9 protein-coding genes are annotated in these 13,076 nt (G+C 65.3%); 7 read left to right on the forward strand and 2 right to left on the reverse strand.

The window, feature by feature from the left end:
- The first annotated feature begins 128 nt into the window (after window positions 1-128).
- From atzF to KA712_10270, 7 genes are all read left to right on the forward strand, one after another.
- On the forward strand, window positions 129-1,946 hold the full coding sequence (gene atzF, locus KA712_10240; protein MCG5053325.1) for an allophanate hydrolase: 1,818 nt from the start codon (window positions 129-131) through the stop codon (window positions 1,944-1,946).
- Window positions 1,947-2,170: 224 nt separating this feature from the next.
- A complete protein-coding gene (gene urtA, locus KA712_10245) occupies window positions 2,171-3,568 on the forward strand; it encodes an urea ABC transporter substrate-binding protein (GenBank protein MCG5053326.1) in 1,398 nt (465 codons plus the stop codon).
- Between the two features lie 819 nt (window positions 3,569-4,387).
- Window positions 4,388-5,290, forward strand: a complete 903-nt coding sequence (gene urtB, locus KA712_10250) for an urea ABC transporter permease subunit UrtB (protein MCG5053327.1) — start codon at window positions 4,388-4,390, stop codon at window positions 5,288-5,290.
- Between the two features lie 2 nt (window positions 5,291-5,292).
- Window positions 5,293-6,447, forward strand: coding sequence for an urea ABC transporter permease subunit UrtC (gene urtC / locus KA712_10255; GenBank protein MCG5053328.1), 1,155 nt, complete (start codon window positions 5,293-5,295; stop codon window positions 6,445-6,447).
- The gene (urtD, locus tag KA712_10260; GenBank protein ID MCG5053329.1) at window positions 6,444-7,265 is read left to right on the forward strand and encodes an urea ABC transporter ATP-binding protein UrtD; all 822 of its coding nucleotides are present in this window, start codon (window positions 6,444-6,446) and stop codon (window positions 7,263-7,265) included. Before urtC ends, urtD begins: the two co-directional genes overlap by 4 nt.
- Window positions 7,266-7,273: 8 nt before the next feature.
- Window positions 7,274-7,969 carry an urea ABC transporter ATP-binding subunit UrtE gene (urtE, locus tag KA712_10265; protein MCG5053330.1) on the forward strand — a complete coding sequence of 232 codons (696 nt, stop codon included), beginning with the start codon at window positions 7,274-7,276 and terminating at the stop codon, window positions 7,967-7,969.
- 118 nt (window positions 7,970-8,087) lie between these two features.
- Window positions 8,088-9,371, forward strand: a complete 1,284-nt coding sequence (locus KA712_10270; GenBank protein MCG5053331.1) for an IS4 family transposase — start codon at window positions 8,088-8,090, stop codon at window positions 9,369-9,371.
- A gap of 16 nt (window positions 9,372-9,387) precedes the next feature.
- Here KA712_10270 and KA712_10275 read toward each other — a convergent pair whose 3' ends face one another.
- On the reverse strand, window positions 9,388-10,569 hold the full coding sequence (locus KA712_10275) for a DUF2236 domain-containing protein (GenBank protein MCG5053332.1): 1,182 nt from the start codon (window positions 10,567-10,569) through the stop codon (window positions 9,388-9,390).
- A 53-nt stretch (window positions 10,570-10,622) separates the two neighbouring features.
- Window positions 10,623-13,076, reverse strand: a complete 2,454-nt coding sequence (locus KA712_10280; protein MCG5053333.1) for a DUF2309 domain-containing protein — start codon at window positions 13,074-13,076, stop codon at window positions 10,623-10,625.

The following is a 13,076-nucleotide window of genomic DNA, read 5'->3' on the forward strand; positions in this document are numbered from 1 at the left end:
TCACGAAAACCCTTATAGGCCTTGTGATGTTTCGCTCGTGTTGCTCATCAGGTGCTTGATCGTTAAAAGTCGCGGGGGCGGGACAATCCCTGTGCGCGATCGTTTCCAGCTTCGGCATTGTTCATGTCGTGAGCATCGAAGACGCGCTGACCATCAAGACGCTGCGGGACGGGTACCAACGAGGGCGCTTTACGGTGGCAGAGGTGATGGACCACGTCTGCGGCCTCATCGAGACCGAGCAGGAAGCCGGTGTGTTCATCGAACGCAGCACCCCCGCCGAGCTCCAGGCGGCCGTCGCCGCGTTGGGCGCCTTCGATCCGGGAAAGCCGCTCTGGGGCATCCCCTTCGTCGTCAAGGACAACATCGACGTGGCGGGCTTTGCCACCACCGCGGCCTGTGAGGCCTATGCGTACCGCCCCACCCGCAGCGCGCCCGTGGTGGAACGGCTCCTCGCCGCCGGAGCGATTTGCCTGGGCAAGGCGAATCTGGACCAGTTCGCCACCGGGCTCGTGGGCACGCGCTCGCCCTACGGGGTGCCCCGCAACCCCTTTCACCCCGACTACATCGCGGGGGGCTCGAGCTCGGGGTCCGCGGTGGCCGTGGCGCGCGGTTACGCATCTTTTTCCCTGGGCACGGACACGGCAGGCTCCGGCCGGGTGCCGGCGGCGTTCAACAACATCGTAGGCTGCAAACCCACGCGCGGCATGTTGAGTACCCGCGGGGTGGTGCCCGCTTGTGCGTCGCTCGATTGCGTTTCGGTGTTTGCGCTCACCGTCGAAGACGCCGCCCTGGTGACCGAACTTGCGGCGGGGGGGGATCCCGAGTGGTCCCTCTGTCATCCCGAGGCTTCGACATGGCGGGTGCGGCCCGTGTTCGAGCCCAGGGCCGTCAGGCTGGGTGTGCCCCGCGCGGGGCAGCTCGCGTTCTTCGGCGACCAGGCGGCGGAAAAGGCGTTCGAGGCCGCGTGCCAAACGGCAAGCGCGCTCGGCCATCTCCTGGTGCCCATTGACATGACGCCCTTCTTCTCGGCTGCCGCGTTGCTCTACAAAGGGGCTTTCGTTGCCCAGCGGCTGGAAGCATCGCGTTCCGTGCTGGATGTGGCGCCCGGCGCGCTCGACCCCACCGTACGAACCATCCTCGAAGGCGCACGCAGCGTGAATGCCGCCGACGTTTTTGCCAGTGACCGGCGTCTTCAGGCGCTTCGCCTCGAAGCCGATCGGGTGATCGGCCACGTGGATGCTTTGCTCCTGCCCACGGCACCCACGCTCTACCGGCGGGAGGAGGTGGCCGCCGATCCGGTCGGGACGAACAGCCGCCTCGGCACGTACACCAACTTCGTCAACCTTCTGGACCTCGCGGCCATGGCCGTGCCTGCGGGCTTTACGAGCGAGGGTCTGCCGTTTGGCGTGACCTTCATGGCGAAAGCCGGACATGATCACGTCCTGGCCGCGTTGGCGGCGCGCCTGCACGAAGCCACGGGCCTGCCGCTCGGGACCACGCAAACGCCTGTGCCCGTCATGCCGCCCGCAAACTTCACGAAGGCGGACGCGGGATGGAGCCCGCTCGTGGTGGTGGGGGCCCATAGACAAGGCGGGGCCTTGAACCACGAACTCGTGTCTCGGGAGGCGCTGCTCATCGAGCGAACAGCCACGGCGCCGGTCTACCGCTTGTACGCGCTCGCCGGTCCTGGCGTGCCCCGGCCCGGGTTGATTCGGGTGGCTGCGGACGGGGTGGCCATCGAAGCCGAGGTGTGGGCCATGCCGCAGCGCCACCTGGGTAGCTTCCTGTCGGGCGTCCCGGCGCCGCTCGGACTTGGGCGTGTCCAGATGAGTGATGGGCGTTCGTTGACGGGCTTTGTTTGCGAAGGCGTAGCGGCGCAGGGAGCCGAAGACGTCTCGCGTTTTGGCAGCTGGCAGCGCTACGTGGCGGCACGACACGAACCGTGAGGTCTGTTTACGAATGTTTCATGGACGCGTCATCCGCTGGTTACGTGGCGTGGGTAATGTGCCCTCGACGGTTCCGCTGTGTTTCCGAATCGAGGGTTTGGAGCAGGCAACGCGCTGAGAACCGTCATGACGGCCGGCTGCGTTGACGGCTGGGCCCACCTGGCGTGGCGAGAGTTCGCCGCACCCAGAGTGTGTCGTTCAGAAGAGGGAAGGAAACGAAAGAGATGATCACTGAAACCACAAAGCTGACCTTTGGGGCCGGGAAGTCGGGGAGCAAGGCGTCGGCATTCATGGCGGCCTGTGTCTTTGCGCTGGTAGGGTGCCAGAAGCAGGCGGAGACGCCTACACCCGCTGCCCCCCCGCCGCCCGCTGCCGAGCCCGTGGAGGACAAGACGGGGCCCATCAAGGTGGGCATTCTGCACTCGTTGTCGGGCACCATGGCCATCAGCGAAACGTCGCTCAAGGACGTGGCGCTCATGGCGATCGACGAGATCAACGAGGCTGGCGGTCTGCTCGGGCGCAAGGTTGAGCCCGTGGTGGTCGACCCGGCATCGAACTGGCCGCTCTTTGCGGAGAAGGCCCGTGAGCTCATTCAGAAAGAAAAAGTCGCCGTAACCTTCGGCTGCTGGACCTCGGTGTCGCGCAAGTCGGTGCTGCCGGTCTTCGAGGAGCTCAACGGTCTTTTGTTCTACCCGGTTCAGTACGAAGGCGAAGAGTCGTCGTTCAACGTGTTCTACACGGGCGCCGCGCCCAATCAGCAGGCGATCCCGGCCGTGGAGTACCTCATGAGCAAGCAGGGCGGCGGCGCCAAGCGCTTCGTGTTGCTCGGGACGGACTACGTCTACCCGCGCACCACCAACAAGATCTTGCGCTACTTCCTGCACGAAAAGGGCATCTCCGACGACGACATCATGGAGACCTACACGCCCTTCGGTCACAGCGACTACCAGACCATCGTGGCCGACATCAAGAAGTTCGCTTCGGCGAAGCGGACCGCCGTGGTCTCCACCATCAATGGCGACTCGAACGTGCCCTTCTACAAAGAGCTCGGGAACCAGGGCTTGAAGGCCGAGGACGTCCCTGTGGTTGCCTTCTCCGTGGGTGAAGAAGAGCTGCGCGGTGTGGACACGAAGCCTCTGGTGGGTCACCTGGCCGCCTGGAACTACTTCATGTCCATCGACACGCCCGAGAACAAGGCATTCATCGACAAGTGGATGGCCTACGTGAAGAAGAACAACCTGACGGGCGGCGACGCGCGCGTCACCAACGACCCGATGGAAGCAACTTATATCGGCATCAAGATGTGGGCCGCCGCTGTCGAGCAAGCCCAGACCACCGACGTGGACGCCGTTCGTCAGGCGATCGGCTACCAGAAGGTGAAGGCTCCTTCTGGCTTCGAGATCCAGATGGACGCCAAGAACCACCACCTGCACAAGCCCGTCTTCATCGGCGAGATCCGCGCTGACGGTCAGTTCAACGTGGTGTGGAAGACCGACGGCCCCATCCGTGCGCAGGCCTGGAGCCCCTTCATTCCTGAAAGCGCCAAGAAGGTGGCCGACTGGACCTACCCCTGGGTCTGCGGCAACTGCGAAAAGCCCAAGTTCTCTGCGATGGCCGAGTGAGGACCTTCGGGTCTCGCAGACCGTAAAGGCCGATGGGGTTCGAGCCAGGTGATGACGAAGAGAGGAGCGCTCGTGAGGGAACGACCTACAGGATTGGGATCTCTGGTGAGGCTGGTGGTGTGGGGCGTTCTGTCAGTGAGCGTGTGCCTCTGCGTCCCTGGCTCGAGCCTGGCGGCGCAGACCGACCCTGCCGAGCTCCGCAAAGCTCTGGCGGGGTTGGCAAGTCCCGACGCTGATGCCGTGGAGGCTGCGGCGGAGCGGCTGGTCCAGCAGGCGGATCCCCGCTTGCTGCCTGGGCTCGAAGCGCTCGAGCTCGACCAGCTCTACGCCGATGGCCAGGGGCAGGTGTTCATCCGGCGCAAGGACCGCGTCGCGCGCGATGCGCTGACGGCGGCTCCCGTCGAGGCCACGGGGCTCACCCCGGTCCGCATGACAAACCAGCTGAGGCGCGGCTTATTGCCCCTCCTGGCCAGGCTCAGGCTCGACGCCCCCGATCCCGCAACGAGGCGGGCGGCCGTGGACGAGCTCATCAAGCGCGGCGCCGCCGAGGACGCGGCCCTGCTGCGCGTGAGGTTGACGAAGGAATCAGAAGAGTCGATCCGCCGGGCGCTCGAAATGGCCGTTGCAAAGGCCGACCTGGGTGCCGCAGATCCCAAGCTGCGTCTGGAGGCGCTCGCGTTCCTCGAACGCAAGGGAGACCCTGCGAGCCGCGCCGACGTGGCGGCCTTGGCGCGAACGGCAGAGACCGGGGGTGACCCCGATCCCGAGGTGCGGGCCCGCGCCGTCTCGACCTTGAAGGCCATCGAGAGGCGCCAGGAGATGACCCGCTTTGGTGGTCACCTCATCCACGGGGTCAGTTTGGCGAGCGTGCTCCTGCTGGCGGCTCTCGGCCTGGCGATCACCTTCGGGCTCATGGGTGTCATCAACATGGCCCATGGCGAGATGCTCATGTTGGGTGCGTACACGACGTACGCCGTTCAGGTGGGGTTCGGCAAGCTCTTCCCCTCCGTGGCCGGCTTGTACTTGGTGGCGGCGGTGCCTCTGGCGTTCGTCGTAGCCGCCACGGTGGGCTTCATCCTGGAGCGCTCCGTGATTCGCTTTCTTTATGGCCGCCCCCTGGAAACGCTGCTTGCGACCTGGGGGATCAGTCTCATCCTCATCCAAACGGTGCGACTCATTTTCGGCGCTCAGAACGTGGCGGTGGCCTCTCCCGACTACCTGGCGGGCGGCGTGAACCTCATGGAGGGACTGGTTCTGCCCTGGAGCCGCATCGCGGTGGCCGTGTTCGCGGCCGTGGTGACGCTGGCCGTGTGGCTCATCTTGCAAAAGACGCCTCTGGGTCTTCAAGTGCGGGCCATCTCGCAAAACCGCCCGATGGCCGCTTGCCTGGGCGTGCGAACCGGGCGGGTGGACTCGCAGATCTTCGCGCTCGGCTCGGGCATCGCAGGGCTCGGGGGCGTGGCGCTGTCGCAGCTTGGCAACGTGGGCCCTGAGTTGGGGCAAACCTACGTGATCGACTCGTTCATGATCGTCGTGCTCGGGGGCGTGGGCCGCTTGATGGGCACCATCGCGTCTTCGCTCGGCCTCGGCATGATCAACAAGCTGCTCGAGCCGCTTTCGGGGGCGGTGATGGGCAAGATCGTCGTGCTCGGCATCATCATCCTGTTCATCCAGAGGCGGCCTCAAGGCATGTTCGCCCTCAAGGGCCGGGTGGAGGCATGAAGATGGGCGGCATGTTGGGCTCCCTGCGCAGCGTGGGGCTTCGTATTCACGGGCCGCGCGTTTGGCTCGCGCTCTTTGCGGCCTTGGCGGTGGCGATCGCGTTGCCTGCGGCAGGCGCCTTGCCACCGCACATGGTGCCCCTCGTGGGCAAGTTCTTCTGCTACGCGATCGCGGCCCTGGCCATGGATCTGGTCTGGGGCTTTGCAGGCATCCTGAGCCTGGGGCACGGCGTCTTTTTTGCGCTCGGTGGCTATGCCATGGGCATGAACCTCATGCGCTCGATGAAGGGTGAGGGGGTCTACAGGAGCGATCTTCCCGACTTCATGGTGTTCCTCGACTGGAAGGAACTGCCGTTTACCTGGTACGGCTTCGAGAGTTTCCCCTTCGCCGTGTTCATGGCCCTGGCCGTTCCGGGGCTCTTGGCCTTCCTCTTCGGCTTTCTCACCTTCCGCTCGAAGATCAAGGGTGTTTACTTTTCGATCGTCACCCAGGCGCTGACCTACGCGGCGATGCTCCTGTTTTTCCAGAACGCCACCGGGTTCGGTGGCAACAACGGCCTCACGGACTTCAAGCGCATCGCCGGTTTTTCCCTCCAGGACCCCGCCACCAAGGTGGGGCTCTACATCGTCTCGGCGGTGGCGTTGCTGGGCACCTACCTGCTCAGCCGTTTCCTCGTGACCAGCCGGCTTGGCCGGGTTTTGACGGCGGTTCGTGACGCCGAGTTGAAGACGCGGTTTTGCGGCTACGAGTCGACACACTACAAGCTCTTCGTCTGGACGCTCTCGGCCTGCCTCGCGGGCCTGGCGGGGGCGCTCTACGTGCCGCAAGTGGGCATCATCAATCCCAGCGAGATGCAGCCCTCGAACTCGATCGAGATGGCCATCTGGGTGGCGGTGGGGGGGCGTGGAACCCTGAGCGGCGCGGTTTTGGGGGCGTTCCTGGTCAACGGCGGGAAGAGCTGGCTCACGGGGGCCTTCCCCGAGCTTTGGCTCTTCGTACTGGGAGGGCTCTTCGTGGCGGTCACCTTGTTCTTTCCGGGAGGCGTTCACAGTTTGATTCGCAAGGCCGCGGAACGGCTGCGCCACAAGCCTCGGCCTCGCAAACAACCCGAGCCGCCCACGCCGGTTTCGGAAGCCATGCCGGGAGGTGTTTCATGAGCGAAGCGGCGAATGCGCCGGCGGCGCCCGAAAAGCGTCGGCGAAAGTCAGGCGCGCCCCCCACGTCTTCCATTCGCCCGGGGCTCGTTCTGTGGGTGAACGGCGTCAGCGTGAGCTTCGATGGCTTCAGAGCCCTCAACAACCTCACGCTCGAGCTGGAAAGAGGCGAGCTTCGGTGCATCATCGGGCCGAACGGAGCCGGAAAAACCACCCTCATGGATGTCATCACCGGAAAGACACGCCCTGACACGGGAGGCGTTTTTCTGGAAAGCTCGCTCTACGATCTCACGGAGCTGTCGGAGTGGGAGATCGCGCGCATGGGCGTGGGCCGCAAGTTTCAAAGGCCCACCGTGTTCCAGGGCCACTCGGTGCTCGAAAACCTCGAGCTGGCCTGCCAGGGTCCCAAGGGGGTGTTTCGCAACCTGTTCGGAGGCTTGACCTCGAGCCAAAAAGAGAGCATCGACGAGAGCCTCGAGCTGATTGGCCTCGAGGACCATCGCACGGTGCGGGCAGGGCTGCTCGCCCACGGCCACAAGCAGTGGCTGGAGATCGGCATGCTGCTCGTACAGAAGCCCAAGGTGCTGCTGGTCGATGAACCCGTGGCGGGCATGACTCACCAGGAAATGGAGCGAACGGCCGAGCTCTTGGTATCCCTGGCGGGGAGCCGCACGGTGGTGGTGGTCGAGCACGACATGGAGTTCGTGCGCAGCATCGCACGCAAGGTGACGGTGCTCCACGAGGGATCGGTACTGGCCGAAGGGAAGATGGAGGACGTGCAGAAGGATCCCAGGGTGATCGAGGTCTATTTGGGGACTTGAGGCCAACCATGCTTTCCGTTTCAGCAGTGAACCAGTTCTACGGCGAAAGCCACATCCTGTGGGACGCCGCCTTGGCGCTCGAAAAGGGCGCCTGCACCTGCCTCATGGGACGCAACGGCGTGGGCAAGACCACGCTGCTCAAGTGCATCATGGGCCTTTTGCCGATCCGCTCTGGCGCGATACGCCTGGCCGACCAGGAGCTCTCCCGTCGGCCCGCGGACTTCCGCGCCTCGGTGGGCGTGGGCTACGTGCCCCAGGGTCGGGAGATCTTCGGTCAGCTCTCCGTCGAAGAGAACCTGATGGTGGGCTTTTCGGCCCTTCGGCGCAAAAAGGCCGATCGCCTGGAAAAAGTCTTCGAGACCTTCCCGGTGCTCAAGCAGATGCGCACGAGGCGGGGAGGGGATCTATCCGGCGGTCAACAGCAGCAGCTGGCCATTGGGCGCGCCCTGATGTTGGACCCCCAGCTTCTGATCCTGGACGAGCCCACCGAAGGCATCCAGCCGAACGTCGTGAGCGAGATCGGGCAGGTGCTCATGCGCCTCAACGAAAAGGAGGGGCTGACCATATTGTTCGTCGAGCAGAAGCTGCCCTTCGCCCGCAAGTTCGCGCAGAACTTCGCCATCATGGAGCGGGGACGTGTGGTCTCATCGGGCAAAATATCCGAGCTTTCCGAAGAGTTGGTCGAAAAGCACCTGGTCGTCTGAGCGCGGCGGTCGCGCGGGCCGCTAGGCGCAATGCTGTTCACTTAAGAAACCTCGTAACCATCTGAAAATATTGTGCAATTCATCTTGACAAGGCCCGAGGCTGCGAGCGCCGGCCTTCATGAGCCTGCTTCGTGGACCTGGCGATCACTTTCGAGCGTTCTTCAAACTGACCAGTGGCTGTGCGGACAAGTTCGACCGGACACGGACATGGAGCGCCCGCAGCGTCTTGATGTGGCTGATGGTCCTGACGATGCCGGACCGAAAGATGAGCTATCGACGGAGCTTGCGGATCGTGGCGTACTACGGGCGCAAGGTGTTCGATTGGGCGAAGGTACCGACGTTGTCGTCCATCAGTGAAGCAAGAAAGAAGGTCTCGATCGAGACATGCCGTGGGTTGCTGCACCAGCTGGTCGAGCGGTGCGAGTCCATCATGCCGACTCCGAAAACCCCGTGGGGGAAACGTCGATTCATCGCGTTCGATGGAACGCGAGTTGTGTTGCCGCGCAGCGCGGATACAGCGAGGAAGATGGCGCGGCCGAAGCGGCCGAATGGGACGTCGGTGCACAATCCACAAGGGTTGGTGGTGATGGCTGCGGATGTGTTTCGCCGTCTTCCGTTGGATTGGTCCCTGACCGGAAAAGGCATCGGCGAGAGGACGTCCATGCAGAAGCTGGTTCACCGATTGCCGTTCAAGGCAGGCGACGTGGCCGTCATGGACAGAGGGTTTCCGAGTCGCCACCTGTTCTCAGCCTTGATTGAACATGGCGTTGACATCATTGCGAGAATGAGCGCATCGAAGGCGACGGCGTGGAAAGAGCTCAAGCCATTCTTGTCTTCAAACAAGAAGACCGCGAAAGTGACACTGACGCTTCCGGGGGCGAAAGGGAACATTGAGCTTCAGGTGCGCGTCGTCGAGCGCGACGCAAAGCCAGGCCGCCCGAGGAAAGGCACGAAGAACGAAAGGATGGTCATCGTGTCCACCTTGAGCGGAAAGGACGGATTCGATCGCAAAGACATCATCAAGCTCTACGCCTCTCGATGGGGAATCGAATCTCTCTTCAAGGAAATGAAGAGCTTCATGCAGACCGAGGACTTCCACAGCAAGAGCGTCCAAGGATGTGAACAGGAACTCATTTCCGCGATGATCTGGATAGCCCTGGCATCGTTCCTTCAAGCAGAAGCGGAGCGTACCCTTGATGGCCGACGCGTCGTTCGCGCAGACTGCCTACGAGCGGCCGGTGATCTGCTCTTTGCGATGCTTTCAGGAAAATCCATCCATGAACAGATGGACGATGACATCGCCGCCCTTCGAATGTTCGCGTACGCCCCACAACAAGACAGGCACTATCCGAGGGAGTGCAAACGTCCCTTCGGTCGCACCATCCAAAGGGGTGGTGCTTAAGTGAACAGCATTGCCGCTAGGCGGCGCCCTGGCGAAGGCTCTCGGGCGGCGCGAACGCGGCCTCCGCATCGCCCAGCACCTCGGCCACGGCCGCTGTCCAGTACGCGTTGCCCGCGCGTGCGGCCGCTTGCCGCACTCCCGGCAATCGGTTGACCCGGGCTGCGAGCGCCAGCGCGGGTTTGACGGCAAGGGTCACTCCGGCCCAGCGGTTGCGCACGACCCCCAGCTCATCCGCCAGCCGGTCCCCGATGAGGTGCCGACACAGCGCTTGCATCACGCCAGCTCGTCGCTCGGCCACCTTCTTTTCCTTGGGCGTACGGGCCATGTGCGGCCGCGAGCTGAAGAGCGCTGCCACGAGCGCGCGGGAATCGTCGTCGGGGGGAGCCTGCGCAGCCTGGATCCTCTCAGCCAGGCTCAGCGCCTTGGCATGAGTCTCGGGCAAAAGCGCGTCCTCCACGCCCATGCGCAGCCCCACCTCACGCCACAGATGGCTGATGTCGTCAGCTTCGCGCGCGCTTACGGCGTACCCCAGCTTGCGCAGACCCTCGACGAGCGCTGCCGAAAACAGAATGACCGTGGCGAGCATGTCGTGTTGATTGATGGGCTCTCCGAAGGCCTCGGGCTGCCAGCGCCCACTGCGGTCGATGAGGCGCCGCACCTGGGCATGCATGATGCGCACCTTCACCGTGATGGCGAGCCCCTGGCCGTAGCGCTCCATGCCGCCGGGCTGGCTCACCGCCTGCACAAAGCGGCTGGTCTCGGCCAGCCGTCGCGGGGTTTTTTCCTGTAGCTGCCCGGAGAACATGAGCGCCTTGTTGCCTGCCGGCGACGCGTAGCCGAGGACCAGCGACTTCATGCCAAGAACGATGCCGGCGGCGGCCCCGGACCGCAGAAGCGCGGCGGCACCCGCCTCGCGTCGCGCGCTGTCGAGCCAGGGCGGGGCTTGGTCGAGGGTGTCGAGCAAGGTGAGAAGCGCTTTGGGCGCCTCGGGCAGGGCGTCGCGTCCCTCCGCCAGCCCCTGCTCAAGCAACGCGAAGCCGCGTCCCGGAGGCTGCGTGGCAAATGCTTCCACCACCGCATCGGCGAGCGGGTCTCGACGCAGCAACGCCTCCCCCAGCCGGCGCACCTCGGGGGACGCGGGGCCCTCGGGGCCAGGCGGGCGAAAGCGGGACGGCAGAGACGGCGGGAGGGACGTCACCCCGTGTTGGATGCGCGCCGGGCCTGCGAGGTGCCAAGTCTCGGGCGGGGCCCCTACGGGTCGGTCGAAGGCATCACCCGCTTGACCTGCCGCTCGGCGCTGTCGAACTGGAACAGATAGATCCACCCGTTCGCCACCATGTTCCGGATGTGGGCATGCTTGCGCAGCACGGCCTGCAGGGCGGGCTCGGGGGCGTCGATGTAGACGGAGAGCCGCACAGGCGTGTGCACCCAGCGTGTGCCGTCGTGTAAAGACTGCATCGGCAGGCCGATGCGCAGGTCACCCGCGTTGCCCTCGAACACCCCGATGTGACCGCCCACCACGTTGTGAAGCACCTTGTTGCCGCTGCCGAAGCGCTGGTTGTCCACCGTCGATGCGTAGTACTGGAAGTTGATCCAGTGGGTCACGACCATGGGCGCCGTCATAATGAGCTCGAGGATCGCGAAGCCCTCATCGCCCTGCCAACGGTAGTCGTGTAGGAACGCCCGGCCTGCCAGGTTGACGTGTCGCAGATGCGCGCGGGGGGCCACGATGAAGGCGGCGTTGTTCGAAAGCCCCCACTCGGGGCGCACCTCGGCCCAGTCACGCGTGCGTGCCGCGACCGCCTGGTCGAGATCATGTCCGGAGAGCTCATCCAAGCCCAAGCTGCCCGCCCGCTCGGCCCGCGCCCGCACGGCCGCGCGCCCAAGCTCTGCCCTCAGCGTGCGCAGCTCCTCCGCGTGGCTCGGTGGACACGCCTCGAGTTCGAAGAGCGTGATCTCGTCGGTGGTGGTGTTGTGGAGCCCCGCAACGAAATGCGTGGTGGCCGGCAGCGGAAGGCCTCGTGCGGCCAGCCCCTGGCGCACCTCGGGCTCGTTGAGCAGAGCAGCCAGGGCGCGCGCGTTGACCTCACCCGTTTGCCCACAGCAGGCACCGCAATCGAGCCCCGCGGCATGTGGGTTGTTCACCGTTTTGCTGCCGTGGCCCACGAGGGCAATCAGGCGGGCATGGCCCTTCGTGAGGCTCATGGCGCGCAGCACGCCCGCCGCCAGCTCCGCCTTCTCCTCGGGCGTCACAGGGGCGCCCGCCACCGTGTGGGTCAACCGCGGCTTGCAGAGCGCCCGGTCTTCGAGGGTCAGCCCCACGGTGTCGGGGGCGGGCACGGGGCGGCTCCACCCGAGGCCGTCGCCGAGGAGCTTCGCTGCGTAGACGGCGCCCAGCGTTTCGACGAAGGAAAAGCTCGAAGCCGCACCGCCCTTCCAGCGCTTCCATGCTCCCTTGAAGCCCAGCTGCGCCCTGCGGGTGTCCGCCGCCGCGGCGGGAAGCCCCGTGTCCGTGACCCGCAGGCGCGGCGCGAGGAGCCCGGGCAGTTGGGGCCGCGCACGCGCAGCGCCGAGCGGCTCGTACTCGACGGGCAGACCAAAAAAGCCCGCGAACCCCAGCGTCTGCACGCGGGGCGCTTCGGCCTCGAGTGCCCGGCGCAGCACCTCCGAACGCACGTCGATGCAGAACGCCGCCTGTACCGCGGGCAGGTCTGCGGGCTCGGATGCGGGGCGGGCCGTTTCGAGCTCGGCCTTCAGTCTCTCCTGGTACGCAAGCTCCAGGGCCCGCTGGTACACCCACTCGTCGGTTTCGGCGGCCGCCACCGCGGCGTCGATCGCGGGCCAGCCCGAGACGGCCACCCGCCACTCTGCGGCGAGTGGCTTCCCGCCGTTGCGCAAGAGAACCAGCTCCCAGGCGAGACGCAGGGCGACGAGCTCCGTGAGGTGATCATCGGTTGTGCCCGCAAGCTGGGCCTGCCAGCGCAGGTACGCGCACCACGCAGCCCAGCCGTTCAGGTCGAGGAGCAGCGCCGTCAGGTAATCGGCCCTTCGCTCTAGAGGAACGTCGAGCTCGGCGAGGGCGGTGAGGATGAGGGCCTGGGCGTCGCTCGGCAGCGCCTCCGCTAGCGCGCGAAACGCTCCCAGGCCCATGAGCAAACCCGGTGAGCGGTCTTGCAGGGCGTGCCGCCGCCAGGTGGCGTAGAGGCCTCCCGTGCGGTCGGGACCTACGGGCCGTTGGCTGTCGTCGAAGAAAGCGGCGCAGAACTGACTGGTGCTCACCGTGACGAAATCGCGGAACGACATGCCGTGCACGAGGTCGCGCCGGGCGTCGATGACGTCCATGACGCGCAGGTGGCGGGGCAGCGAGGGGGTGTCCTGCTCGAGCCGTGCCAAAACCTGGGCAAGGCTGAGCGGCGACCGGATTTCGGCAAGCGCCGTGGCCAGGTGTGCACGGGAAAAGGCGCCTGCTTGCCATTGCGCCCGGTAATACGCCCTGGGCATCAAGAGACGGCTGCCCACCAGCGAAGTGAGCCGCTGCGACACCGCAGGCACCGGCTCGTGCAGAGAGCCCCAGAAGGGATTCACCGCGATGAACCGATCCAGGGGCCACGTGGGCGCGATCCGCCCGCACGCGGTGGCAACATCTTGGGTGAGATCCGAAGGCCACACGGCGGCCCTGGTCGATGAAGCGTTGGCGGGGACCAT

The organism is Myxococcales bacterium (assembly GCA_022184915.1).
GTDB lineage: Bacteria > Myxococcota_A > Polyangia > Fen-1088 > Fen-1088 > JAGTJU01.